The organism is Kitasatospora sp. NPDC058032, assembly GCF_042885845.1.
Lineage (GTDB): Bacteria > Actinomycetota > Actinomycetes > Streptomycetales > Streptomycetaceae > Kitasatospora.
In genome coordinates, this window is the sequence record NZ_JBHVRK010000003.1 from 1 (window position 1) to 25,460 (window position 25,460).

Consider the following 25,460-nt stretch of genomic DNA (forward strand, 5'->3'; position numbering starts at 1 on the left):
CGGGATCAACGACGACGAGGCGCACACCCGCGCCACCTCCTCGATCACGATCACCGTCGCCAGCGCGTCCGCCCCCGCACCCCCGAACTCCTCCGACACATGCACCGCGTGCAGGTCATTGCCCCGCAACGCCTCCAACGCCTCCTGCGGGAACCGCCCCTGCTCGTCCACCTCCGCCGCGAACGGAGCGATCTTCGCCTCGGCCAGCGAACGCACCGCCTCACGCAGCATCTCGTGCTCCTCGGAGATCCGGAAGAGATCGAAGTCCGCCGCCCCTGCGCTGCCCGCCATGATGCCCGCCTCTTCGGAGAGTCGATTCCGGTTAACTACCGTTCAGTAGAATCCTAGGGCTCCGACCTGCGGCTGCCTAGCTCCTCTCTGGCGGGTCAGTCGACGTCCGCACCGAGGGTGTCGCCGACGCGGTGCTCCTGGAAGTACTGCTCGGTGCGGTCGTTGCGGATCGCCTCCCAGAGCCGCTCCGCCGGGTGCTCGGCCAGCAGCACCACGCTCTGCTCGCCCCGGGTCGCGAAGCCGCCGAACGGCGCGTTCAGGAAGCGCACGCCGTCCGCGCGCAACGAGCGCAGGCTCCAGGCGAGCTGGAACAGGTCGGTGTTGGAGAGCCGGTCGTCGACGCTGACCACCTCGCCGACCGTGCCCAGCAGACCGCCGAGCCGCGCCGGACCGGAGAGCGTGCCGGAATCCATCACCTTGAGCATCAGCGCCCGCAGGAAGTTCTGCTGGCGCTTGGTGCGGTCGAGGTCGCCGCCGGGCAGGCCGTAGCGCTCGCGGACGTAGAGCAGCGCGGTGGCGCCGTCCATGTGGTGGGTGCCGGCCTCCCAGGCGCGGGCCTCGCCGACGCCCTCGATGGTGCGCGGGATGGTGATGTCGACGCCGCCGACCGCGTCGGTGAGGGCGCGGAAGCCGTTCCAGTCGATCACCGCGAGGTGGTCGACGCGGATGCCGGTGAGGTTCTGCACCGTCTCGGTCATCAGCGCCGGGCCGCCCCAGGAGTAGGCGGCGTTCAGCTTGGCCTCGCCGTGGCCGGGCACCGGCACCCAGGTGTCGCGGGGCAGCGAGACCAGGGTGGCGGAGCCCCGGTCCTCGGAGAGGTGCAGCAGCATCATGGTGTCGCTGCGGGCCGCGCCGGCCTGCCAGGCCGGGGCCTTGGCGGCGCTACCGGTGGTGGGGGTGTCGGAGCGGGCGTCCAGACCGACCAGCAGGAAGTTGAGGCCGCTGCCCGGGACGGGCTTCGGCTGGGCGGACTCCGGCACGGCCGGGAAGGCGTCCGGGATGCGGTGGACGGAGGAGGCGTAGTGCTCGGCCGTCCACCAGAGGGCGCCGCAGGCGCCGAGAACGAGCGCGAGCAGGGTGGAGACGGTCCAGAGCAGCACCCGCCGGGTGCGGCGGCGCCGGGATTTCCCGGATCCGCCGTCGGATCGGCCGTCGGACTCGCCGTCAGATCCCTGGCCCGGCTCCCCCGGCTCCCCCGGCCGCTCCGCCGGCTGCTCCCTCGGTTCGAAGAGGCTCAGCCCGGACGGGTCCGGCCGCCGCACGGGCTCGCCCGACCGCTCGTCCTCCGGCTCCATGCGCGTATTGTGCCGTCGGCCCCGGCCCCCGCGCGGGGCTTTGCGGACATCGGCCGAAACCGGGGCCCGCAGGGACGGTCCGGGTCCTCCTGTAGGGCCGGATAGCATCGGTGGGCGCGGCCACCACCCGGAGCCGTGCCGCCCGACGCCCGCCCGAAGGGGAAACCGTGACCCTCCGCATCTCCGTGATCGGCACCGGCTATCTCGGCGCCACCCACGCCGCCGCCATGGCGGAGTTCGGCTTCGAGGTGCTGGGGCTGGACATCGACCCGGAGAAGATCGCCACCCTGACCGCCGGCAAGGTCCCGATGTACGAGCCGGGCCTGTCCGAACTGCTGCTCAAGCACGTGGCCGGGCACGAGGGTTCGACCGGACGACTGCGCTTCACCACCTCCGCCGAGGAGGCCGCGGAGTTCGGCGACGTGCACTTCGTCTGCGTCAACACCCCGCAGCGCAAGGGCGAGTTCGCCGCCGACATGTCGTACGTGGACACCGCGATCGACGCGCTCGCCCCGCACCTGACCCGCCCGGTGCTGGTGGTCGGCAAGTCCACCGTGCCGGTCGGCTCGGCGGGCCGGCTGGCGGAGCGGCTGGCCGCGCTGGCCCCGGTCGGCGAGGGCGCCGAACTGGCCTGGAACCCGGAGTTCCTGCGCGAGGGCTTCGCCGTCCAGGACACCCTGCGCCCGGACCGGATCGTGGTCGGCGCCCGCAGCGAGCGCGCCGAGCGGCTGCTGCGCGAGGTGTACGCCGAGCCGATCGCCTCCGGGGTGCCGTTCCTGGTCACCGACTACGCGACCGCCGAACTGGTGAAGACCGCCGCCAACTCCTTCCTGGCCACCAAGATCTCCTTCATCAACGCGATGGCGGAGGTCTGCGAGGCGGCCGGCGCCGACGTCACCCAGCTGAGCGCGGCGCTCGCGCTGGACGAGCGGATCGGCGGCAAGTTCCTCAACTCCGGCCTGGGCTTCGGCGGCGGCTGCCTGCCCAAGGACATCCGGGCGTTCATGGCGCGGGCCGGCGAGCTGGGCGCCGACCAGGCGCTGACCTTCCTGCGCGAGGTCGACTCGATCAACATGCGCCGCCGCTCCCGGATGGTCGAGCTGGCCCGCGAGCAGTGCGACGGCGGCTTCCTGGGCCGTCGGGTCGCCGTCCTCGGCGCCGCGTTCAAGCCCAACTCGGACGACATCCGGGACTCGCCCGCGCTCAACGTCGCCGCCCAGATCCAGCTGCAGGGCGCGCAGGTCACCGTCTACGACCCCAAGGCGATGGACAACGCCCGCAAGATGTTCCCGGGCCTGGCCTACGCGCCCTCGGCGCTGGAGGCCGCCGAGGGCGCGCACGTCGTCCTGCACCTCACCGAGTGGCAGGAGTTCCGCAGCCTCGACCCGGCCGAGCTGGGCGCGGTGGTCGCCGAGCGCCGCCTCCTCGACGGACGCAACGTGCTCGACGCCGACGCCTGGCGCGCCGCCGGCTGGACCTACCGCGCCCTCGGCCGCCCCAGCTGACCCGGGTCCCGCCGCGGTCCCCGGCAGGAACCGCACCGGGAACCGCGGCGGGAATCCCCGACCGGGGCCGGTCGTTGCCCCGGTCATGACGAACTACGGCGACGAAGCGACGGTCCGCTCGATCCTCACCGCCAAGGGCGACACCTGGGCGGTGGTCGGCCTGTCCACCAACACCGCCCGCGCCGCCTACCGGGTGGCCCAGGTGCTGCAGCGCTACGGCAAGCGGATCGTGCCCGTCCACCCGAAGGCCGAGACGGTCCTCGGCGAGCAGGGCTACCGCTCGCTCGCCGAGATCCCCTTCCCGGTCGACGTGGTGGACGTCTTCGTGAACAGCGAGCTGGCGGGCCCGGTCGCCGACCAGGCGGTGGCCGTCGGCGCCGGGGCGGTCTGGTTCCAGCTCGGCGTGGTCGACGAGGCCGCGTACGAGCGGACCACCGCCGCCGGGGTGGAGATGGTCATGGACCGCTGCCCGGCCATCGAGATCCCGGCGCTGGGCTGAGCCGGCCGCTCCCGGGTCAGCCCGCGAGGCCGTCGAGGCCGTCGAGGGTGGCGAGGGAGCGGGGGCGGCCCTCGGTGCGGAGGCGGGTGGCGGTGGATTCGGCGTCGCGCAGGACGCGGACGGCGTTGTGCCAGGTGAGCTTGGAGAGGTCGGTGTCGGACCAGCCGCGGCGGAGCAGCTCGGCGATCAGGTTGGGGTAGCCGGCGACGTCGTCGAGGCCGTCCGGGAGGAAGGCGGTGCCGTCGTAGTCGCCGCCGATGCCGATGTGGTCGACGCCGGCGACCTCGCGCATGTGGTCGAGGTGGTCGGCGACGGTGGCGACGGTGGCGACCGGGCGCGGGTTGGCCTGCTCGAAGGCGCGCTGGCAGGCCATCGCGGCGGGGGTGGTGTCCAGGTGGTCGAAGCCGTGGGCGCGCATGTTCTCGTCCGCGGCGGCGGTCCACTCGATGGCCGCGGGCAGGATGAACTTGGGCACGAAGGTGGCCATCGCCACGCCGCCGTTGCCGGGGAGCTGCGCGAGCACGTCGTCGGGGACGTTGCGCGGGTGGGCGCAGACGGCGCGCGAGGAGGAGTGCGAGAAGATCACGGGCGCCTCGCTGACCCGCAGGGCGTCGCGCATGGTGTCGGCGGAGACGTGCGAGAGGTCGACGAGCATGCCGACCCGGTTCATCTCCCGGACGACCTCCTCGCCGAAGGCGGTGAGGCCGCCGGCGACGGGCTTGTCGGTGGCGGAGTCGGCCCACGGGGTGTTGTCGTTGTGGGTGAGCGTCATGTACCGGACGCCGAGCGCGTACAGGGCGCGCAGGGTGGCGAGCGAGCAGTCGACGGAGTGGCCGCCCTCGGCGCCGATGAGGGAGGCGATGCGGCCCTCGGCGCGGGCGGCCTCCAGGTCGTCGGCGGTGAGCGCGAGCCGCAGCCGGTCGGGGAAGCGGTCGACCAGGGCGTGGACGAAGTCGATCTGTTCGAGGGTGGCGCTGACCGCGTGGTCCCCGGCGAGCCGGCTGGGCACGTAGACGGACCAGAACTGCGCGCCGACCCCGCCCGCGGTGAGGCGGGCGAGGTCGGTGTGCAGACGGTCGCTCTGGTCGGCGGCCAGGTCGAGCGCGTCGAGGTCGTAGCCGACCTGCTCGCGCATCGCCCAGGGGAGGTCGTTGTGGCCGTCCACCACGGGGGTGGCACGCAGGACGGCCCGGGCGCGCTCCAGCAGGGCGGCGTCGTCGGCGAGGGTGGGATCCAGCGGCTCTGAGGTCATACGAGCTGTTGTATCCGACAGAACTACTTTTGTGACTACTTCCCGAAGCCGAAGGACGCCGAACCCGCCACCTTGGCGCGCAGCTTCTTGCCCTTCTCGGTGGCCTGGGCGTTCAGCTCGGTCTGGAAGTCGGTCATCCGCTCGGTCAGCTCCGGGTCGAAGGCGGCCAGCATCCGCACCGCCAGCAGGCCCGCGTTGCGCGCGCCCGCCACCGAGACGGTGGCCACCGGCACACCGGCCGGCATCTGCACGATCGACAGCAGGCTGTCCATGCCGTCCAGGTAGCGCAGCGGGACCGGCACGCCGATCACCGGCAGCGGGGTGACCGAGGCGAGCATGCCCGGCAGGTGGGCGGCGCCGCCGGCACCGGCGATGATCGCCTTCAGCCCGCGCTTGTGGGCGTTCTCGCCGTAGGCCACCATCTCGCGCGGCATCCGGTGCGCGGAGACGACGTCGACCTCGTAGGGGATCTCGAACTCGTCGAGGGCCTGCGCGGCGGCCTCCATCACCGGCCAGTCGGAGTCCGAGCCCATGACGATGCCGACAACCGGGGTGGTGGAAGAGGTCATTCGGTGATCGTTCCTCGCAGGTAGGCGGCCGCGTGGCGGGCGCGCTCGCGGACGTCGTCGAGGTCGTCCCCGAAGACGTTGACGTGGCCGACCTTGCGGCCGGGCTTCACGTCCTTGCCGTACATGTGGATCCGCAGGCCGGGGTCGCGGGCCATGCAGTGCAGGAAGGCGTGGTACATGTCCGGGTAGTCGCCGCCCAGGACGTTGACCATGACGGTCCACCTGGCGCGCGGCCGGGGGTCGCCGAGCGGCAGGTCGAGGACGGCCCGCAGGTGGTTCTCGAACTGCGAGGTGACGGCGCCGTCCTGGCTCCAGTGCCCGGAGTTGTGCGGCCGCATGGCCAGCTCGTTGACCAGGATCCGGCCGTCGCGGGTCTGGAACAGCTCGACGGCGAGGTGGCCGGTGATGTCCAGCTCGCCGGCGATCCGCAGGGCGAGCTGCTGGGCCTCGTCGGACAGCGCGGGGTCGAGGTCCGGCGCCGGGGCGGTGACCTCGGCGCAGACGCCGTTCTCCTGGACGCTCTCCACGACCGGGTAGGCGACGGCCTGGCCACTGGGCGAGCGCACCACGTTGGCGGCCAGCTCGCGGACGAAGTCGACCTTCTCCTCGGCGAGCACCGGGACGCCGGCCAGGAACGGGGCCGCGGCCTGCTCCTCGTCGCCGACCACCCAGACGCCCTTGCCGTCGTAGCCGCCGCGGACGGTCTTGAGGACCACCGGGTAACCCGTGCCCTCGTTCGCGAAGGCGGTCACGTCGGCCGGGTCGGCGACGATCCGGTGCCGGGGGCAGGGGACGCCGATGGAGTCCAGCCTGGCCCGCATCACGCCCTTGTCCTGGGCGTTGACCAGCGCGTCCGGGCCGGGCCGGACGGCGACGCCGTCGGCCTGCAGGGCCCGCAGGTGCTCGGTCGGCACGTGCTCGTGGTCGAAGGTGATGACGTCGCAGCCCTCGGCGAAGCGCCGGAGGGTGTCGAGGTCGCGGTAGTCGCCGAGGACGACGTCGGAGACGACCTGCGCGGCCGAGTCCTGGGGAGTGTCGGCGAGGAGCTTGAACCGGATCCCGAGCGGGATGCCCGCCTGGTGTGCCATGCGGGCAAGCTGCCCGCCGCCGATCATGCCCACCACTGGAAAATTCGCGTTGCCCGGGGAAGTCACCCCGCCAGGATATCCGGGCCGGTCGGAGGCCGTGGAACCGCTCCCCGCGCAACGGCGTCCCGGTGGGTGGACCCGGGTGGACGCGTCAGGGGTGCTGAGCCGATCGGTGTAACCGGGTAGCCTGGTCGGCTAGGTCCTGGTACGCGCGATCCGATCATGTGTGTGCACGCAGGGCTCAAGGGGTTGACGGCACTCAGGCCTCGGCACCCTTCCGTCCGCAGGCACGCAGGCACACGGAGGCAGCCCGGTATGGCGACGACCACGGGGTCGAACCCCTCGCTGGCGCAGAAGCTGCGCGGCCTGTCGGGCGAGGCGGTGAAGTTCGGTCTGGTCGGCCTCAGCGGCGTGGTGGTGAACTTCGCCGTCTTCTGGGTCTGCCTGAACGGCCTCCACCTGGCCTCGCTGCGCTCCAACATCGCCGCCACGCTGGTCGCGATCGCCACCAACTACCTGGGCTACCGCTACTGGCTGTACCGGGACCGCGACGCCGCCTCGCGCAAGCGGGAGATCACGCTGTTCCTGGTGTTCAGCGGCGCCGGCATGCTGATCGAGACCGGGGTGCTCGGCTTCTCGGTCTACGTGCTGGGGCTCTCCTCCCACTTCGAGCAGCTGGCCGCGAAGGTGCTCGGCCTGGCGCTCGGCACGGTGTTCCGCTTCATCTCCTACCGGACCTGGGTGTTCAAGGCCGTCCCGGAGCCGACCGAGGAGCAGCTCGCCGAGGCCCGCGCGCAGGCCGCGTCGGACGCCCCGCAGGCCTCGGACGCACCGGCCGCCGCCGTGGTCGCCCAGGCCGAGCTGATGCTGGCCGCCGAGCAGATCCGCTACGCCAAGGCCGAGTAGGCCGCCACCCGGCGCCCCCGGCGCCCCCGGCGTCCCCGCCCGGCACCGCTGCCCGACACCGCTGCCCGACGCGGACGCCCGGCGCCCCGGTTGGCGCCCCGGCCGCCGCCGGAGGACAGTGGTGACGGAGGGCGAGCACGGCCGGCGAACGATCGAGGCCGCGGGGGACGCAGGAGGCTCGCCATGACCTTCGTCCAGCTCATCGACTGCCGCACCGACCACCTCGACGAACTCAACGGCCTGCTGGACCGCTGGGTCGAGCAGACCGAGGGTCGGCGGACCGTCGACCACGCCCTGGTCGGCACCGACCGCTCCGACCCGCGGCACGTGGTGGAGATCGTCGAGTTCCCCTCGTACGAGGCCGCGATGCGCAACTCGGGCCTGCCGGAGACCGACCGGATCTACCGCGAGATGGTCGCGCTCTGCGACGCGCCGCCCACCTTCACCGACCTCGACGTGGTCCGGGACGCCAAGCTCTGACCGAGCTCCGACCCCCGCCCCGGACCCGTCCGCCGGGGATCACCCCTCGCGCTGGCTGCGGCCCAGGAAGAGCGCGAACACCGCCGGCCGCAGCGAGAGCAGCTCCAGCCGCCCGCCGTCCGCCTCCGCGAGGTCGCGGGCGACGGCGAGGCCGATGCCGGTCGAGTTGCGGCCGCTGACGGCGCGCTCGAAGACCCGGTTGCCCAGCTCGGCCGGCACCCCGGGGCCCTCGTCCTGCACCTCGACGACCACCGACGTCCCGGACGGCCGCACCCGCAGGGTGATCGTGCCGGCGCCGTGCATCAGCGAGTTCTCGATCAGGGTGGCCAGCACCTGGGCGACCGTGCCGGGGGTGCCGACCGCGATGACCCCGTGCAGGCCCTCCACCTGGAGCACCCGGCCGGTGCCGCGCAGCGACGGCCCCCACTCCTCGATCTGCTGCTTGACCACGTCGTCGAGGTCGAAGGCGACGGCGGTGGGGCTGCGCGGGTCGCGCTGGGTGGTGAGCAGCCGCTGGACGACGTCGGTGAGCCGCTCGACCTGCTGGAGGGCGATGGTGGCCTCCTCCTTGACGGTCTCCGGATCCTCGGCGACCGCGGTGATCTCCTCCAGCCGCATGGAGAGCGCCGTCAGCGGGGTGCGCAGCTGGTGCGAGGCGTCGGCGGCGAGCCGGCGTTCGGCGGTGAGCATCCGGGCGATCCGCTCGGCGCTGGTGTCGAGCACCTCGGCGACCCGGTCGAGCTCGGGCACCCCGTAGCGGCGGTCGCGCGGGCGCGGGTCGCCGGAGCCGAGCCGTTCGGCGGTCTCGGCGAGGTCGGTGAGCGGGCGGGCCAGCCGCTTGGCCTGCCAGACGGCGAGGGCGACGGCGGCCTGCACGGCGAGCAGCGCGACCACGCCGAGCAGCAGCAGCATGTTGGCGATCTCGTGGTCGACCGCCTCGCGGGACTGCTCGACGGTCACGGTCTCGCCGCTGGCGCCGCGCTCGACGGCCTTGAGCAGGTGGCCGTTGTCGGGCCGCTCGCCGCTGGAGACGATCCCCTGGCCGGGGATGTCGACCTCGACGTACTGGCCCTCGGAGACCTGGTTGGCGAACTTGTCCCCGGTGACCGGCTCCTGGGCGGCGAGCCGGTTCTCCACCAGGGCGAGCACCCGGACGGCGGCGGCGTCCACCCGGTCCTGGGCGCTGTTGACGATGGTGCGCTTCTCGACCAGGGCGAGCGGGACGCAGAACACCACGACCACCACCAGGACGACGCACAGCAGCGAGTTGATCATCCGGCGTTTCACGCCGCGGCTCCCCGTGGTGATGGACGCCCCCGGCCGGGATGCCCGCTGACCTCTAATTCTTCTCGAAGCGGAACCCCACTCCGCGCACGGTGGCGATGTAGCGGGGGTTGGCCGCATCGTCGCCGAGCTTCTTGCGCAGCCAGGAGATGTGCATGTCCAGGGTCTTGGTGGAGGTCCACCAGGTGGTGTCCCAGACCTGCCGCATGATCTCCTCGCGGGTGACCACCCGGCCGGCGTCCCGGACGAGCACCCGCAGCAGCTCGAACTCCTTGGCGGAGAGGGTGAGCTCCTCCTCGCCGAGCCAGGCGCGGTGCGACTCGATGTCGATCTTGACGCCGTGCGCGCCGGTGGTGAGCTGGTCGACGTTGCCGCGCCGCAGCAGGGCCCGGACGCGGGCGAGCAGCTCGGCGAGGCGGAAGGGCTTGGTGACGTAGTCGTCGGCGCCGGCGTCCAGGCCGACGACCGTGTCGACCTCGTCGGCGCGGGCGGTGAGCACCAGGACGGGGCAGCTGCGGCCGTCCGCGCGCAGCCGGCGGCAGACCTCCAGCCCGTCCATCTCGGGCAGGCCGAGGTCCAGGACGATGAGGTCGACCTCCTCGCCGAGCCCCGCGGCCAGTGCGGACGGACCGTCCTCGCGGACGAGCACCTCGTAGCCCTCGCGTCGCAGTGCCCGGGCGAGCGGTTCGGAGATCGCCGGGTCGTCCTCGGCGAGCAGCACACAGGTCATGTGGTGATGGTAGTCCGCCGGGGAATACCCGTCGGCCCCGTGAGGTAGTTCACACTGCGTGATCGTTATACGGAGCGCGAACATGCCTCAACCGACACGCCCGAGCCGCCCGTTCGGCGAAGATCCTTCGCTTTGATCTTGAAACCGAAGGGATTTTGCCTGTCCCACCATGGATCAATAAGGTGAATCTGTCGCTGTCTTTACCATCGGCATACCTAATTGGCCTCTTTTGTCAGCTGATAACGCCAAATGTCGCCACGTAGAGTGGTTCTGTCCCGTCCGCCGCCACCCTTGGCGGACGCTGTCAGGCAAGGAACCACTACTCATGGCGTCTACGACCATGGAGTCCGGCGTTCAGTCGGCCTCTCCCGGCGGCAAGACCTTCCTCGGGCACCCCCGGGGCCTCGCCACGCTCTTCATGAGCGAGATGTGGGAGCGCTTCAGCTACTACGGCATGCGTGCCCTGCTGGTGCTCTACATGACCGCCTCCGTCACCGACGGCGGTCTCGGCATGAAGCTCGCCACCGCCTCCGCGGTGTACAGCGTGTACACCGCGATGGTCTACCTGCTGGCCCTCCCGGGCGGCTGGATCGCCGACCGCTTCCTCGGTGCCCGGAAGACCGTCGCCCTCGGCGGCTCGATCATCATGATCGGCCACTTCCTGTTGGCCCTGCCGGTCAGCGTCTCGTTCTTCGGCGGCCTCGTGTTCATCGCGATCGGCTCCGGCCTGCTCAAGGCGAACATCTCCACGATGGTCGGCCACCTCTACGACGGGCCCAACGACCCGCGCCGGGACGGCGGCTTCACGATCTTCTACATGGGCATCAACCTCGGTGCCTTCGCCGCCCCGCTGGTCATCGGCACCATCGGCCAGAACGTGAACTGGCACCTCGGCTTCGCCCTCGCCGGCGTCGGCATGGCCCTGGGCCTCACCCAGTTCCTGTTCGGCACCCGCCACCTGAGCCCCAAGAGCAACGTGGTCACCTCGCCGATCTCGGCCGCCGAGAAGAGCGCCATCTTCAAGAAGGCCGGCGCCTGGCTCGCCGCCGCCGTCGTCTTCTACGCGATCGTCGCGCTGACCGGCCACTTCACCATCAACTGGGCGATCTGGCCGCTGTCCATCGCGGGCCTGGCGATCCCGGTCTTCGTCTTCGCCAAGGTGAAGCGCGACAAGGAGCTCGACGCGACCGAGCAGTCCCGGATGAGCGGCTACATCTGGTTCTTCGTCGCCGCCGCCGTGTTCTGGATGATCTACGACCAGTCCGGCTCGACGCTGAACATCTTCGCGCAGGACCACACCTCGTCCACGCTGTTCGGCTTCGACTTCCCGTCCAGCTGGTTCCAGTCGCTCAACCCGCTGTACATCATGGCCCTGGCCCCGGTCTTCGCCTGGATCTGGGTGGCGCTCTCGCGCCGCTCCAAGAACCCCAGCACCACGGCGAAGTTCTCCTTCGGCCTGCTGATGATCGGCGTCTCGTTCATGGTCATGATGCTGGCCATGGCCGCCGCCTCCGGTGGTGCCAACGTCACGCCGCTCTGGCTGGCCATGGTCTACCTCATCCAGACCGTCGGCGAGCTGACCCTCTCCCCCGTCGGCCTGTCCGTCACCACCAAGCTGGCCCCGACCAAGTACGCCAGCCAGATGATGGGCGTCTGGTTCCTCGCCGTCACCGCCGGCGACTGCGTCGCGGCCATCTTCCAGCTGGTCCTCGGCGACAGCGTGGTCGGCTCGACCTGGTACTTCGCGGTCCAGGGCGGCATGGCGATCGTCGCCGGCCTGGCCCTCTACGCGTACCGCCGCAAGGTCGTGCAGCTGATGGGCGACGTCCACTGACGCCTGCCTCACCCGGTCGTCTTCTTATCCCCTCGACCACGGCCCGCGGGTATGCCTACGGTGCCCCATGCCGACCGACTCCGTGCCAGCCGACTCCCTGCCGACCGATTCGCTCCCCCGCCAGCTCGCCCGCACCCGGCGCCTCACCCTCGGCGCCCCCGCCCAGCCGGCCATCGGCGCCGACGGGCGCACCGTGCTCTTCCTGCGCAGCCGGGGCGGCGACGACCCCGTCACCTGCCTCTGGGCCCTGGACACCGACAGCGGCGAGGAACGCCTGCTCGCCGACCCCGCCGCCCTCGGCGCCGGCCGCTCCGACGCCGAGCTGCCCGAGGCCGAACGGATCCGCCGCGAACGCGCCCGCGTCCACGCCCACGGCATCACCGCGTACGCCACCGACGCCGCCGGCCGGCTCGCCGCCTTCGCCCTCGGCGGCGGCCTCTGGCTCGCCGACACCGCCACCGGCGAGGTCCGCCGCCTCCCCACCGCCACCGAGGTGTACGACCCGCGCCCCGACCCCACCGGCCGGCGGATCGCCTACGTCGGCGGCGGCGCCCTGCGGGTCGTCGACACCGACGGCGGCGCGGACCGCGCGCTCGCCGAACCCGAGCACGCCGAGGTCCGCTACGGCGTGCCCGAGCACGTCGCCGCCGAGTCCATGCACCGCCACCGGGCCCACTGGTGGTCCCCCGACGGCACCCGGCTGCTGGCCGCCCGGGTCGACGAGCGCCCGCTGCGCCGCCTCCACCTCGCCGACCCGGCCGACCCGGCCCGGGCACCGCGCGTCATCCGCTACCCCCTGGCCGGCACCGACAACGCCGAGGTCACCCTCTGGCTGCTCGGCCTCGACGGCGGGCGCACCGAGGTCCGCTGGGACCGGGCCGGGTACGAGTACCTCACCGCCGCCGGCTGGGACGCCCACGGCCCGTACGCCGCCGTGCAGAGCCGCGACCAGCGCACCCTGCTCACCCTCGCCGTCGACCCCACCGACGGCGCCACCCGGGTCCTCGCCGAGCGGCGCGACGAGCACTGGGTCGAACTGCTCCCCGGCCTGCCCGTCCGCACCGCCGCCGGCGCGCTGGTCGACTGCGCCGACCGCGGCGACACCCGGCACCTCACCGTCGACGGCGAGCCCGTCACCCCACCCGGCCTCCAGATACGCTCCGTGGTCGGAACCGACGGCGGACAGGTGCTCTTCACCGCCTCCGACGAGCCGACCGAGACCCATTTGTGGTCGTGGGACCAGGCCTCGGGCGCCGTCCGGCTGAGCCGCGAGCCCGGCGTGCACACCGGCGCGCGCCGCGACGGCACGCTCGTCCACCTCGCACGCACGCCCGGCGCGCCCACCGGCCGCACCACCGTCCACCGCGACGGCCGCCCCGTCCGGACCCTGGCCTCGCACACCGAGACGCCCGTCCTCACCGCCCGCCCCGAGCCGCTCCGCCTCGGCCCCCGCGAGCTGCGCGCCACGCTCTTCCTGCCCGCCGCCCACCGCCCCGGGGACGGCCCGCTGCCCGTCCTGCTCGACCCCTACGGCGGACCCGCGATGCAGAAGGTCACCGCCGCCCCGCACTGGTGGGACCTCACCTCCCAGTGGTTCGCCGACCAGGGCTTCGCCGTGCTCGCCGTCGACGGCCGCGGCACCCCCGGACGCGGCCCGCGCTGGGAGAAGACCGTCCACGCGGACGTCGCCGGCCCCGCCCTCGCCGACCAGGTCGAGGCCCTGCACGCGACCGCCGCCCAGCGTCCCGGACTGCTCGACCTCGACCGGGTCGCCGTCCGCGGCTGGTCCTACGGCGGCTTCCTGGCCGCCCTCGCCGTGCTGCGCCGCCCCGACGTCTTCCACGCCGCCGTCGCCGGAGCCGCCCCCACCGACCACCGGCTCTACGACACCCACTGGAAGGAACGCTTCCTCGGCCACCCCGACGAGCACCCCGAGCGGTACGACGCCGCCTCGCTGCTGCCCGACGCACCCGGGCTGCGGCGCCCGCTGCTGCTGATCCAGGGCCTCGCCGACGACAACGTGCTGCCCGCCCACACCCTGCGGCTGTCCGCCGCGCTGCTCGCCGCCGGACGCCCGCACGAGGTCCTGCCGCTCGTCGGCACCGGCCACTCGCCGAGCGACGAGGCGGTGGCCGAGCACCTGCTCCACCACGAGCTCGACTTCCTGCGCAGGTCGCTGGAGCTCGGCCGGTGAACGAGGACGGCGGCGGGGTCCCGGGCGGGGCCCCGCCGCCGTCCTCCGTTGCCCGGGGCCCCGCTCAGACCTCGCGCACGCCCGCGCGCCAGACCGCCGCCGTCAGCGGCACACCCGGCCGGTACGCCAGGTGCACGTGCGAGGGCGCGTCCAGCAGCTGCAGGTCCGCCCGCGCGCCCACCGTCACCGTGCCGACGTCCGTACGCCGCAGCGCGTGCGCGCCGCCCGCCGTCGCCGACCAGAGGGCCTCGTCGGGCGTCATGCCCATCTCGCGCACCGCCACCGCGATGCAGAACGCCATCGAGCTGGTGAAGCTGGAGCCCGGGTTGCAGTCGGTGGACAGCGCCACCACCGCCCCCGCGTCCAGCAGCCGGCGCGCGTCCGGGTACACCGCCCGGGTGGAGAACTCGGCGCCGGGCAGCAGGGTCGCCACCGTCGAGGAGCCGGCCAGCGCGGCCACGTCCTCGTCGGTGAGGTGGGTGCAGTGGTCGGCCGAGGCCGCGCCCAGCTCCACGGCCAGCTGCACGCCCGGACCGTACGTCAGCTGGTTGGCGTGCACCCGGGGGGTCAGCCCGCGCTCCACCCCGGCGGTGAGGATCGCCCGCGCCTGGTCGCCGTCGAAGGCGCCCTTCTCGCAGAACACGTCCACCCAGCGGGCGTACGGCGCGCAGGCGTCCAGCATCGGGCCGGTGACCAGCTCGACGTAGCCGGCCGGGTCGTCGGCGAACTCCGGGGCCACCACGTGGGCACCCAGGTAGGTGGTCTCCGGCGTGTACGAGGAGGCGATCCGCAGCGCCCGGGACTCGTCCTCGACGGTGAGCCCGTAGCCGGACTTGCACTCGAGCAGCGTGGTGCCCTGGCGCAGCGCCTCGCGCACCAGCCGGGCCAGGTTGGCGTCCAGCTCGGCGTCGGCGGCGGCCCGGGTGGCGGCCACTGTGGTGCGGATGCCGCCCGCCGAGTAGGACTGCCCGGACATCCGGGCGTTGAACTCGGCGGTGCGGTCGCCGGCGAAGACCAGGTGGGCGTGCGAGTCGACGAAGCCGGGCAGCAGGGCGCGGCCCGCCGCGTCGAACCGCTCGTCGGCGGCGGGCGCCTCGGCGGCCGGGCCGACCCAGGCGACGGCGTCGCCGTCGATCACCACCGCCGCGTCGGTGAGCAGGCCGAGCGGCCCGGTCCCGTGCGCGGGGTCGTTGGTGACCAGCGTGCCGATGCCGGTGATCAGCGTGCTCGGAATGCTCGGGGAGGTCACGTCTTGCCTTTCGGGAGAACGACAGCTCAGCAGCTCAGGGCGTCGATCGAGGATCGCAGCGCGCCCGGCACGTCCGGCACCAGCAGGTGCGCGCCGTCCCGGACCACCTGGCGACCGCCGACCACCACGTGCCGCACGTCCGCCGCCGAGGCCGCGAACACCGCGATCTCCGCGCCGAGCCGGGGCGGCGGGCCCGCGGTGCGCACCGAGTCCAGCGCGATCACGGTGAAGTCGGCCAGGGCGCCGGCCTCGATCCGCCCGGCCTCGGGCCAGCCGAGCGAGGCGTGCCCGTCCTCGGTACCGGCCCGCAGCAGCGCGTTGGCCGTCCAGTGGCCGCGGGTGCGGGTGCGCAGCCGCTCGTCCAGCTCCAGTGCCCGGGCCTCCTCGAACGGGTCGACGACGGCGTGGCTGTCGCTGCCGAGGGTGATCGGGCAGCCGCCGGAGGCCAGCTGCCGGGCCGGGCCGATGCCGTCCGCGAGGTCCCGTTCGGTCGTGGGGCACATGCAGACGGTGGTGGAGGAGTCGGTCAGCAGCTTGACGTCCTCCTCGGTGAGGTGGGTGGCGTGCACGGCCGAGGTGCGCGGGCCGAGCGCGCCGTGGTCGGCGAGCAGCCGGGTCGGGGTGACCCCGTGCGCGGCGAGGCAGGCGTCGTTCTCGGCGGTCTGCTCGGACAGGTGGACGTGCAGTGGCGCCTCGCGCATCGCCGCCCAGTGGGCGACGGTGCCGAGCTGCTCCGCGGGCACGGCGCGCACCGAGTGGACGGCGGCGCCGATCCGGGCGTGCGCGCGCGGGCGCAGGGCGTCGGCCCGCTCGGCCCAGGCGTCGGCGTCGCCGTCGCTGAACCGGAGCTGCGGCCTGGTCGGCTCGGCGCCGAAGCCGGAGGACAGGTAGCAGGTGTCGAGCAGGGTGATCCGGATGCCGGCCCGGGCGGCGGCCTCGATCAGCGCCTCGCCCATCGCGTTGGGGTCGTCGTAGCGGACGCCGCCGGGCGCGTGGTGCAGGTAGTGGAACTCGCCGACGGCGGTGATCCCGGCGAGCGCCATCTCCGCGTAGACGGCGGTGGCGAGCGCCAGGTAGCGGTCCGGGTCGAGCGCTCCGGCGAACCGGTACATGGTGTCGCGCCAGGTCCAGAAGGTGCCGGAGCCGACCTGGACATGGCCGCGCAGCGCCCGGTGGAAGGCGTGCGAGTGGGCGTCGGCCTGGCCCGGCAGCAGCAGCCCCGCCAGCCGGACGGCGCCGGGCGGGCAGGGCCCGCTGTCCGGCCGCACCTCGGTGATCCTGCCGTCGGCGCCGGTGCCGATCAGGACGTCCTGCTCGACCACCGGCCCGTTCACGTGCGGCAGCCACGCGTACTGCGCCCAGAAGGTTGTCATTTGCGCGCCTCCGGCACGGCCTACTGACACGCCAGGTCCTCCAGTACGTCGGCGAGGGCGGCGACGCCGGCCAGGCAGTCGGCCGTCTCGGCGTGTTCCGCCGGGGAGTGCGAGACACCGCTGGGGTTCCGCACGAACAGCATGGCGGTCGGCACGGCCGATGCCAGGATCCCGGCGTCGTGTCCCGCGCCGGTGGGCAGCACCGGGGCGCCGCCCAGGCGGGCGGCGAGGCGGTCGCGCAGCGGGCCGTCGAAGTCCACCACCGGGGTGTAGGACTCACGGGTCAGCTCGACCCGGACGCCGTCGCGCCCGCCGCGCTCGGCCGCGGCGTGTTCGATCTCCGCGACCAGCTCGGTGAGGGTGGCCTCGTCGGCCGCCCGGGAGTCCAGCCAGCCGCGGACCAGCGAGGCGATCGCATTGGTGCCGTTGGGCTCGACGGCGACCTTGCCGAAGGTGGCCAGCGCGCCCGCGAGCCGCGCCTTCTTGCGGGCGGCGAGCACGGTGGTGGCGTAGGTCAGCATCGGGTCGCGACGGTCCTCGATCCGGGTGGTGCCGGCGTGGTTGGCCTCGCCGTGGAAGTCGAACCGCCACCGGCCGTGCGGCCAGATCGCCGAGGCGACGCCGACCGGCCGGTCCTCGGCGAGGTGGCGGCCCTGCTCGACGTGGAGCTCGACGAAGGCGCCGATCCGGGCGAGCCGCTCGCCGTCGGCGCCGATCGCGGTCGGGTCCTGGCCGGCCCGCTCCATCGCGTCCGGCAGCCGCACCCCGTCGGCGTCGCGCAGCTCGTACGCGGCCTCCCGGCCGAGCACCCCGGCGCTGAGCCGGGAGCCGATGCAGGCCACGCCGAACCGGGCGCCCTCCTCGTCGCCGAAGTTGACGATCGCCAGCGGCCTGCTGAACCGCGAGTTCCTGGCACGCAGTTCGTCCAGCGCCGCGAAGGAGGACACCACGCCGAGCGGGCCGTCGAAGGCGCCGCCGTCGGGGACGGAGTCCAGGTGCGAGCCGGTGACCACGGCGCCGCCCGCCTCCGGATCGCCCAGCCAGGCCCACTGGTTGCCGTTGCGGTCCAGCTCGTAGGCCAGGCCGCGGTCACGGGCCTGCTGCGCGAACCAGGCGCGGCACTCGGCGTCGGCGGCGTTCCAGGCGAACCGGCGGTAGCCGCCGGACGCGGCGGAGCGGCCCACGGGGAGCAGCTCCGCCCACATCCGCTCGAAGCTTCCGGCGGTCAGCCCGGTCACAGCTCACCCATCGGGACGCGGACACCGCGCTCGTCGGCGACCTCGACGGCCCGGTCGTAGCCGGCGTCGACGTGCCGGATGACGCCCATGCCCGGGTCGTTGGTGAGCACCCGGCGGATCTTCTCGCCGGCCAGCGCGGTGCCGTCGGCGACGGTGACCTGCCCGGCGTGGATCGAGCGGCCGATGCCGACGCCGCCGCCGTGGTGGATGGAGACCCAGGACGCGCCGGAGGCGACGTTGACCATGGCGTTGAGCAGCGGCCAGTCGGCGATCGCGTCGGAGCCGTCGAGCATCGACTCGGTCTCCCGGTAGGGGGAGGCGACCGAGCCGCAGTCCAGGTGGTCGCGGCCGATGACGATCGGCGCGGACAGCTCGCCGGAGGCGACCATGTCGTTGAACCGCTCGCCGGCCTTGTCGCGCTCGCCGTAGCCGAGCCAGCAGATCCGCGCGGGCAGGCCCTGGAAGTGCACCTTCTCCTGGGCCATCCGGATCCAGCGGTGCAGCGACTCGTTCTCCGGGAAGAGGTCGAGGACGGCCTTGTCGGTCTTCCGGATGTCCTGCGGGTCGCCGGACAGGGCGGCCCAGCGGAACGGGCCCTTGCCCTCGCAGAACAGCGGCCGGATGTAGGCGGGGACGAAGCCGGGGAAGGCGAAGGCGCGGTCGTAGCCGGCCAGCTGGGCCTCGCCGCGGATCGAGTTGCCGTAGTCGAAGACCTCGGCGCCGCGGTCCTGGAAGCCGACCATCGCCTCGACGTGCCGGGCCATCGACTCGCGGGCGCGCTGGGTGAACTCGGCGGGCTTCTCGGCGGCGTAGTCGGCCATGTCGTCGAAGGCGACGCCGACCGGCAGGTAGCTCAGCGGGTCGTGGGCGCTGGTCTGGTCGGTGACGATGTCGATCGGCGCGTCCATCGCGAGCAGCTGCGGGACCAGCTCGGCGGCGTTGCCGAGCACGCCGATGGAGAGCGGCTGCCGCTTGTCGCGGGCGGCGGTGGCGAGTTCCAGGGCGTGGCCGAGGTCCTTGGCCTCGACGTCCAGGTAGCGGTGCTCGATCCGGCGGGCGATCCGGGACGGGTCGCAGTCGACGCAGATCGCCACGCCGCCGTTCATGGTGACGGCCAGCGGCTGGGCGCCGCCCATGCCGCCGAGGCCGGCGGTGAGGGTGATGGTGCCCGCCAGGGTGCCGTCGAACCGCTTGTCGGCGACGGCGGCGAAGGTCTCGTAGGTGCCCTGGAGGATGCCCTGGGTGCCGATGTAGATCCACGAACCGGCGGTCATCTGCCCGTACATGGTGAGCCCGAGGCTCTCCAGCCGGCGGAACTCCTCCCAGTTGGCCCAGTCGCCGACCAGGTTGGAGTTGGCGATCAGCACCCGCGGCGCCCACTCGTGGGTCTGCATGACGCCGACCGGCCGCCCGGACTGCACCAGCATGGTCTCGTCCTGCTTCAGCCCCTGGAGCGTGCGCACCATGGCATCGAAGGAGCGCCAGTCGCGCGCCGCCTTGCCGGTGCCGCCGTAGACGACCAGCTTCGACGGGTGCTCGGCCACCTCGGGGTCGAGGTTGTTCATCAGCATCCGCAGGGCCGCCTCCTGCTGCCACCCCTGCGTCGTCAGCGCCGTTCCCCGTGCCGCCCGCACCTCGCGCGGTCCGCTCACCTGCTGCACCATGTCCCGGTCTCCTTGCGGATGAATTCATTCAGGCTCGACTTTGCTGAATATATCCAAACATTCAGCCCTCGGCCAGGGGTCGGACACCACCGGCCGGAAAACCATTGACGCCCACCGCGACGCACCACCATGCTGTGCACGAACCAACGGGACCGCCCCGTCCGGTCGATCCTTGGGGGGATCTCTGTGACCTTGACCCAGCCACGCCAGACGGGACCGTCGCGAAGCGACCGGATCCGCCGAACGGCCGCCCGCGGCAGCGTCATCGCGCTCGCCGTCGGCCTGCTCGCCGGCGCCCCGCTCGCCGCCCACGCCGCCGACCCGGCCCCGGTGGAGACCCCCACCGGCACCCGCGTCACCCCGGTCTCGCCGGGAACCCTGTACCCCGAGACCCACACCGACGGCTGCGGCGTCGACAACTACAACAACTGGGGCTGGCTGGCCGGCGGCACGAACAGCCTCGCCGCCACGGTGAACGGCTCCTCCGGCGCGCTCGGCGCCGAGTTCCACGTCCGCGACACCGCGGCGCCGTACACCGAGGTCGTCACCGGCCGGGTGGACGGGCTCGCCCCCGGCGCGCAGGCCGAGCTCGTGCTCGACGAGACCAAGCTGACGGAGGGCCACGCCTACGCCTGGAACGTGGTCGGCACCGACGCCGACGGCAACCGGTCCGCGGCCACCGCCGACTGCCACTTCAAGGTGGACCGCCGCGGCCCCCGAATCAAGTTGCTGTCGATGGGCACCCCGCAGGTCGGCACCAACCGCCTCACCTTCCAGGTCCAGGACGACTACAGCTGGGAACGCATCTACACGTCCGGCCACGGCTGCATGGAGTACCGCACCAACGAGACGGACCCGTGGACCAGGACGAGCTGCGGCGGCCTGGGCGGCCTTGGCGTCAACGTGGACATCCCCTTCTCCCAGCCGGGCCCGACCACGCTGCGCGTGCGCGACGTGGACCAGGCCGGCAACTACTCCGCCGAGACCGTCATCCCGACCTTCGTCTACCCCGGCCCGGCCGTGCTGGGGGACCTGGCGAACCCGGCGCACCAGTGGCAGCTCGGCCGCGACCACCTCGGCGCCGACTCCGCCGGTACCGCCCCGCTCACGGCCGGCCCCGGCGTCGGCTGGGCGGACAACCAGAGCCCGTTCACCGGCCCGGACGGGCGCAGCGTCCCCGGCCCCGCCACGGTCGCCACCCTGAACGGCACCGGAGCACTCTCCTCCGACCGCCCGCTGATCGACACCCGCGAGAGCTTCACCGTCACCGCCTGGGCCAAGCCCACCGCCGAGGGCGGCGTGGTGCTGAGCCAGGAGGGCGCGCGGTCGAGCGCCTTCGCGATCTGGGCCGACCCGAGCGACGGCCGCTGGCACGCCGCGCTGGGCCGGCAGGACGACGACTCCTGGTCCTACGACCAGGTGGAGCCCTACACCCCGGGCTCGGCCAACTTCACCCCCGGTGCCTGGAACCAGCTGAGCGTGGCCTACAACGCCCCGACCGGCCAGATCTCCCTCCAGGTCAACGGCAGTCTGGTCGCCACCGGCCACCACGCCGCCGGCGACTCCTTCCGGGCCACCGGCGCGTTCCAGGCCGGGCAGTACCGGTACCAGGGCGCGCCGAACGCGCGGTTCAAGGGCGAGCTCAGCGACGTCGCCCTGCTCCAGCGGGCCGCCGGGCCCGCCAAGGGCTGGGACTCCACCTACAAGCTCGCGCTCGACCGGACCAAGTGCGCGACCGTCGGGACCACCTACGGCGAGGCCGGCTCGCCGGTCCAGGTCGAGAACTGCGGGGCGGCCAGGGGCCAGTCCTTCACCAGTGACGCGAAGGACGGAAGCCTCAAGTCGAGCTCCCTGTGCCTCGACGCCTACGGGAACGGCACCGGCAACGGCACCGCGACCGCACTCTGGACGTGCAACGGCGGCGGTAACCAGGTCTGGCTGCCGCAGGCGGACGGCACGGTGTTCAACCCGCAGTCCGGCCGTTGCCTCGACCTCCCCAACGGCAACACCGCCAACGGCACCCGGTTCGTCCTGTGGGACTGCAACAGCGGCGCCAACCAGCGGTTCGAGTTCAGCGTGCCCGCCGCCACGCGCCTCGCCTGAGGCTCCACCGGCCGCACCGGCAGGGCCCCGCCGCACTCCGCGGCGGGGCCCTGCCGCGTTCGCGCGGCGGCACGCACCGGTCACGCGGCCGCGTCGTCGCCCCAGTGGATGCCGATCTCCTCCAGCCAGCGGCGGTCGGCGTCGTCGGGGACGACGGCCGCCGGGGCGCCGGGGGGCACGGGGTTGCGGGGCGGGCGAGGGATCTCCTGGACGGGGCCGAGGCCGTACCGTTCGGCGGCCGCGGCGGCACGGGCATCGGGTTCGATCACCCCGACGTGGACGACGGTCTCGTCGCCCGGGTCGAGGACGGTGAGTTCGGGGTCGGGCAGACGGCGCAGGGTGACACGGCGTCCGCAGGTCGGGCAGGACCACTCGTCGGCTCCGGAGGCGAGCCGGCCGACGAACTTCATCTCGTGGATCACACGCATGGCGGCACCCCCTGACGGAGTGATGCCCGCCCCGGACGGGTCGCCAACCTGCGGATACGGCGCCGCGTCGGGCCGCGTCCTACTCCAGGAACAGCCCGCGGGCCGCCGCCGACTGCTCGATGGACTCCAACCGCGCCTCGGTGCCCGGGAGTTCGTCGCACATGCGCTGCAGCAGCACCCGGCCGAGCATCATCGGCGCGCAGGCCGTGTCGAAGACCAGGCCGGTGCCGACGGCGGCCGGCAGCATCAGGTCGGAGAGCTTGGCGACCGGCGCGAAGACGCTGTCGGCCACCGTGATGACGGTCAGTCCGCAGTCCCGGGCCACCGTCAGGGCGTCCATCAGCTCGCGCGGGTAGCGCGGCAGGGCGAAGCAGAGCAGCGCGCTCGCGCCCGCCGCGGAGGCCTGTTCGAGGCGGTCGGCGAGCATGCTGCCGCCCTCGTCGAGCAGCCGGATGTCCGGGTGCACCTTGGCGGCGAAGTACGCGAAGCCGCGCGCCTGCGCGGAGGCGGCCCGCAGGCCGAGGACGGGCAGCGGGCGGGAGGCCGCGAGCAGCCGGGCGGCGCGGGTGACGGGCTCGGGGTCGGCAAGCAGTTCGGCGAGGTGGCGCAGGTGCTCGATCTCGGCGAGGACGGCCTGCTGGTGCTCGTTGCGCACGGCGTCGGCCGGGCTCTCGGGGGCGGCGGGCTCGCCGGCGCCGAGTTCGCGCAGCTGCTTGCGCAGCGCCGGGTAGCCGTCGTAACCGAGGGCCACCGCGAAGCGGGTCACCGACGGCTGGCTGACGCCGGCGAGTTCGGCGACCTCGACGCTGGAGAGGAACGGCGCCTGGGTGGCGTGCCGCACCAGCGAGTGCGCGATCCGCCGCTGGGTGGGGGTGAGCCGGTGGCCTTCGAAGAGCTGGAGCAGCCGGGCGGAGGGACCGACCGGGCCGGCGTCGTCGGTGGCGGTCATGGCGGTACCTCCGGATGCGAGCTGTTCGGATGACTGTGCAGCAGCGGCGGGCCGCTGGCAAAGACGTCTCGTACGACGGAACGCCGGCTGAGACGTCCGGAATGTGACCGGGCACGGGCCCCGGACGGGCCGTGGACGGACCGGGCAGCGACCGCCCGCGGCCTCGGGGTGACCCTGAAATCCCCCTGAGTCCGCCCCGAGATAGCGGCGAACGGGTGGACCGGCCCGGCCCGGCGGGCCCAGTCTGGTGTCCATGGAAACTCGCCAGGACAGCCTGCGGCGCGATCTGGACGCCACGCTGGAGGCCCGCAAGGAACTCGGCAAGGAGTACGAGTCGGAGCTCATCGACTCCTTCCTCTCCCGGCTGGACGCCCGGCTCGACGCCCGGGTGGAGCGCCGGGTCGCCGAGCGGCTCGGTCCGGCCGACGGGTACGGCCGCCCGGCCGAGGCCGGCCGCTCCTACGGCCCGCCGGGGTACGGGCCCCGGCCGCACCGTTCCGGCCGTTCGGGCATCCGGCTGCCGGTCATCTCCCTGGCGCTGGGCATCCCGCTGTCCGGCATCGCCGCCGGCGCCGGCGGGTTCTGGGGCCTGCTGGTCTGCTGGAGCGGCATCGTCGGCGTCAATGTGTCGGCCGCGCTGGCCGAGCGCGCGGAGGAGAGGCGCCGGCCGGCGGACGCGGGGAGCGAGTGGGAGTAGCCGGGGCTCCCGAGCCGCCGCCACCTCTCCCACCCGCTCCGTCCGGTCCATCTGCTCCACCGGGGTCCACCCGCTCCGCGCGGTCCGTCCGGCCGTCGGGCGTCGTCGGACCGTCAGGCCGTCGAGCCGTCAGGCCGTCCGGCGCCGTCAGGCCAGCGGCCCGGTGACCTGCTCGACGGCCCGCACCAGCTCGCCGGAGGCGACCAGCGCGGCCGCGGCCTCCAGGTCCGGCGACAGGAAGCGGTCGCGCCCGGCGCCGCCCACCCCGGCGGCGCGGGCGGCGGCCATCGCGGCGGTGGTGGCCGGGGCCGGGGTGCCGCCGGAGCCGTCGGCCTGCCCGCGGATCTCCAGGGCCCGCGCGGCGGCGGTGAGTTCGACGGCCAGGATGCGGCCGAGGTTCTCCACCGCCTGACGCAGCTTGCGAGCGGCGGACCAGCCCATCGAGACGTGGTCCTCCTGCATGGCCGAGGAGGGGATCGAGTCGACCGAGGCCGGCACCGCGAGCCGCTTGTTCTCGCTGACCAGCGCCGCCTGGGTGTACTGGGCGATCATCAGACCGGAGTCCACGCCCGGGTCGTCGGCCAGGAAGGCCGGCAGGCCGTGCGAACGGGCCTTGTCGAGCAGCCGGTCGGTGCGGCGCTCGGAGATCGAGCCGAGGTCGGCGGCGGCGATGGCGAGGAAGTCCAGCACGTAGGCGACCGGGGCGCCGTGGAAGTTGCCGTTGGACTCGACGCGGCCGTCCGGCAGCACCACCGGGTTGTCGACCGAGGCGGCCAGCTCGCGGGAGGCGACCAGCCGGGCGTGCGCGAGGGTGTCCCGGCCGGCGCCGGCCACCTGCGGGGCGCAGCGGATCGAGTAGGCGTCCTGGACGCGCGGGGCGTCGTCCTGGTGGTGGCCGGTGAGGCCGGAGCCCTTGAGCACGGCGAGCATGTTGGCGGCGGACAGCGCCTGCCCGGGGTGCGGGCGGATCGGGGCGTGCAGCTCGGGGGCGAGCACCTTGTCGGTGCCGAGCAGCGCCTCCAGGGTCATCGCGGCGGTGATGTCGGCGGTGGTGAACAGCCGCTGCAGGTCGGCGATGGCCATGACGAGCATGCCGAGCATGCCGTCGGTGCCGTTGATGAGGGCGAGGCCCTCCTTCTCCAGCAGCTCGACGGGCTCGATGCCGGCGGCGGCGAGCAGTTCGCCGGCGGGCTTCTCGACGCCGTCGGGACCGGTCGCCACGCCCTCGCCCATCAGGACGAGCGCGCAGTGCGAGAGCGGCGCGAGGTCGCCGGAGCAGCCGAGCGAGCCGAACTCGCGGACCACCGGGGTGATGCCGGCGTTGAGGATCGCGGCCATGGTCCCGGCAACCAGGGGGCGCACCCCGGTGCGGCCGCTGGCGAGCGTCTTCATGCGCAGGAACATCAGCGCGCGGACGACCTCGCGCTCCACCGCCGGGCCCATGCCCGCGGCGTGCGAGCGCACCAGCGAGCGCTGCAGCTGGGCGCGCAGCTCGGGGCTGATGTGCCGGACGGCGAGGGCGCCGAAGCCGGTGGAGACTCCGTAGACGGGGCGCGGTTCGGCGGCCAGGGCGTCGATCCGGGCGCGCGCGGCGGCCATCTCGGCGAGCGCGTCGGGACCGATCTCGACCCGGGCGTTCCCCCGGGCGACGGCCAGCACGTCCTCGGCGCTGACATCGGCCTTGCCGACCTGGACGAGCGGCGCGTGGGGGGCCGCAGCACTGTGCATATCCATATACACCATCTCATCAGGTGAATGAAGATATGACAACCACCCTGGTGCGATGGAAAGTCGACCATGATGCGGGCAGTCATCAGGATTTTCGAATATCC

General features: G+C 73.4%; 21 protein-coding genes and 1 pseudogene. 8 read left to right on the forward strand and 14 right to left on the reverse strand.

The window, feature by feature from the left end:
• On the reverse strand, positions 1-291 hold a 291-nt coding region (locus tag ACFVUH_RS05415; RefSeq protein ID WP_387911348.1), incomplete at its 3' end, for an acyl-CoA dehydrogenase family protein.
• Positions 292-386: 95 nt separating this feature from the next.
• Positions 387-1,586, reverse strand: a complete 1,200-nt coding sequence (locus ACFVUH_RS05420) for an LCP family protein (protein WP_387911349.1) — start codon at positions 1,584-1,586, stop codon at positions 387-389.
• A 167-nt stretch (positions 1,587-1,753) separates the two neighbouring features.
• On the opposite strand from ACFVUH_RS05420, the gene ACFVUH_RS05425 reads away from it, so the two are divergent.
• Positions 1,754-3,091, forward strand: a complete 1,338-nt coding sequence (locus ACFVUH_RS05425; RefSeq protein ID WP_355358833.1) for a UDP-glucose/GDP-mannose dehydrogenase family protein — start codon at positions 1,754-1,756, stop codon at positions 3,089-3,091.
• 85 nt (positions 3,092-3,176) lie between these two features.
• Positions 3,177-3,590, forward strand: coding sequence for a CoA-binding protein (locus ACFVUH_RS05430; RefSeq protein WP_387911350.1), 414 nt, complete (start codon positions 3,177-3,179; stop codon positions 3,588-3,590).
• Positions 3,591-3,606: 16 nt separating this feature from the next.
• On the opposite strand, the gene ACFVUH_RS05435 is transcribed toward ACFVUH_RS05430, so the two are convergent.
• Genes ACFVUH_RS05435 through ACFVUH_RS05445 form a run of 3 tightly spaced genes read right to left on the reverse strand, consistent with a single transcriptional unit; the run spans position 3,607 to position 6,526 of the window.
• The gene (locus tag ACFVUH_RS05435) at positions 3,607-4,842 is read right to left on the reverse strand and encodes a dipeptidase (protein WP_387911351.1); all 1,236 of its coding nucleotides are present in this window, start codon (positions 4,840-4,842) and stop codon (positions 3,607-3,609) included.
• A 35-nt stretch (positions 4,843-4,877) separates the two neighbouring features.
• Positions 4,878-5,411, reverse strand: coding sequence for a 5-(carboxyamino)imidazole ribonucleotide mutase (gene purE / locus ACFVUH_RS05440; protein WP_387911352.1), 534 nt, complete (start codon positions 5,409-5,411; stop codon positions 4,878-4,880).
• A complete protein-coding gene (locus ACFVUH_RS05445) occupies positions 5,408-6,526 on the reverse strand; it encodes a 5-(carboxyamino)imidazole ribonucleotide synthase (protein WP_387911353.1) in 1,119 nt (372 codons plus the stop codon). Before ACFVUH_RS05445 ends, purE begins: the two co-directional genes overlap by 4 nt.
• 288 nt (positions 6,527-6,814) lie before the next feature.
• Here ACFVUH_RS05445 and ACFVUH_RS05450 point away from each other — a divergent pair, with 288 nt between their 5' ends.
• Together ACFVUH_RS05450 and ACFVUH_RS05455 are read left to right on the forward strand one after the other, a co-directional pair.
• Positions 6,815-7,405 carry a GtrA family protein gene (locus ACFVUH_RS05450; RefSeq protein ID WP_387911354.1) on the forward strand — a complete coding sequence of 197 codons (591 nt, stop codon included), beginning with the start codon at positions 6,815-6,817 and terminating at the stop codon, positions 7,403-7,405.
• Between the two features lie 183 nt (positions 7,406-7,588).
• Positions 7,589-7,882: pseudogene (locus tag ACFVUH_RS05455) on the forward strand (ester cyclase); the annotation flags it as partial.
• Positions 7,883-7,924: 42 nt separating this feature from the next.
• Here the strand turns inward: ACFVUH_RS05455 and ACFVUH_RS05460 are convergent.
• Positions 7,925-9,172, reverse strand: a complete 1,248-nt coding sequence (locus ACFVUH_RS05460; RefSeq protein WP_355358815.1) for an ATP-binding protein — start codon at positions 9,170-9,172, stop codon at positions 7,925-7,927.
• A 52-nt stretch (positions 9,173-9,224) separates the two neighbouring features.
• Positions 9,225-9,899: a response regulator transcription factor gene (locus tag ACFVUH_RS05465; protein WP_344329242.1), complete on the reverse strand. Its 675-nt coding sequence runs from the start codon at positions 9,897-9,899 to the stop codon at positions 9,225-9,227.
• A 325-nt stretch (positions 9,900-10,224) separates the two neighbouring features.
• On the opposite strand from ACFVUH_RS05465, the gene ACFVUH_RS05470 reads away from it, so the two are divergent.
• Positions 10,225-11,733: a peptide MFS transporter gene (locus ACFVUH_RS05470; RefSeq protein WP_387911357.1), complete on the forward strand. Its 1,509-nt coding sequence runs from the start codon at positions 10,225-10,227 to the stop codon at positions 11,731-11,733.
• 67 nt (positions 11,734-11,800) lie between these two features.
• Complete coding sequence (locus ACFVUH_RS05475) at positions 11,801-13,927, forward strand: prolyl oligopeptidase family serine peptidase (protein WP_387911359.1); 2,127 nt, start codon at positions 11,801-11,803, stop codon at positions 13,925-13,927.
• A 64-nt stretch (positions 13,928-13,991) separates the two neighbouring features.
• Here the strand turns inward: ACFVUH_RS05475 and hutI are convergent, their stop codons facing one another.
• Genes hutI through hutU form a run of 4 tightly spaced genes read right to left on the reverse strand, consistent with a single transcriptional unit; the run spans position 13,992 to position 19,439 of the window.
• Positions 13,992-15,161 carry an imidazolonepropionase gene (hutI, locus tag ACFVUH_RS05480; RefSeq protein ID WP_387911805.1) on the reverse strand — a complete coding sequence of 390 codons (1,170 nt, stop codon included), beginning with the start codon at positions 15,159-15,161 and terminating at the stop codon, positions 13,992-13,994.
• 41 nt (positions 15,162-15,202) lie between these two features.
• Positions 15,203-16,549, reverse strand: a complete 1,347-nt coding sequence (locus tag ACFVUH_RS05485; protein ID WP_387911361.1) for a formimidoylglutamate deiminase — start codon at positions 16,547-16,549, stop codon at positions 15,203-15,205.
• 20 nt (positions 16,550-16,569) lie between these two features.
• Positions 16,570-17,754 (reverse strand): allantoate amidohydrolase, encoded by a 1,185-nt coding sequence (locus ACFVUH_RS05490; protein ID WP_387911807.1) that lies wholly within the window; start codon positions 17,752-17,754, stop codon positions 16,570-16,572.
• Between the two features lie 29 nt (positions 17,755-17,783).
• Complete coding sequence (gene hutU / locus ACFVUH_RS05495) at positions 17,784-19,439, reverse strand: urocanate hydratase (RefSeq protein ID WP_355358954.1); 1,656 nt, start codon at positions 19,437-19,439, stop codon at positions 17,784-17,786.
• 204 nt (positions 19,440-19,643) lie between these two features.
• Between hutU and ACFVUH_RS05500 the strand changes: the two genes are divergently transcribed.
• Positions 19,644-21,554 (forward strand): ricin-type beta-trefoil lectin domain protein, encoded by a 1,911-nt coding sequence (locus tag ACFVUH_RS05500; protein ID WP_387911363.1) that lies wholly within the window; start codon positions 19,644-19,646, stop codon positions 21,552-21,554.
• A gap of 80 nt (positions 21,555-21,634) precedes the next feature.
• On the opposite strand, the gene ACFVUH_RS05505 is transcribed toward ACFVUH_RS05500, so the two are convergent.
• Together ACFVUH_RS05505 and ACFVUH_RS05510 are read right to left on the reverse strand one after the other, a co-directional pair.
• Complete coding sequence (locus tag ACFVUH_RS05505; protein WP_387911365.1) at positions 21,635-21,982, reverse strand: hypothetical protein; 348 nt, start codon at positions 21,980-21,982, stop codon at positions 21,635-21,637.
• Between the two features lie 79 nt (positions 21,983-22,061).
• Complete coding sequence (locus tag ACFVUH_RS05510) at positions 22,062-22,931, reverse strand: MurR/RpiR family transcriptional regulator (RefSeq protein ID WP_355358799.1); 870 nt, start codon at positions 22,929-22,931, stop codon at positions 22,062-22,064.
• Positions 22,932-23,184: 253 nt separating this feature from the next.
• Between ACFVUH_RS05510 and ACFVUH_RS05515 the strand changes: the two genes are divergently transcribed.
• Positions 23,185-23,628: a hypothetical protein gene (locus ACFVUH_RS05515; protein WP_355358796.1), complete on the forward strand. Its 444-nt coding sequence runs from the start codon at positions 23,185-23,187 to the stop codon at positions 23,626-23,628.
• A 147-nt stretch (positions 23,629-23,775) separates the two neighbouring features.
• On the opposite strand, the gene hutH is transcribed toward ACFVUH_RS05515, so the two are convergent.
• Entirely contained in the window at positions 23,776-25,356 is a 1,581-nt protein-coding gene (hutH, locus tag ACFVUH_RS05520; RefSeq protein WP_355358951.1) for a histidine ammonia-lyase, read from the reverse strand.
• Positions 25,357-25,460 lie beyond the last annotated feature (104 nt).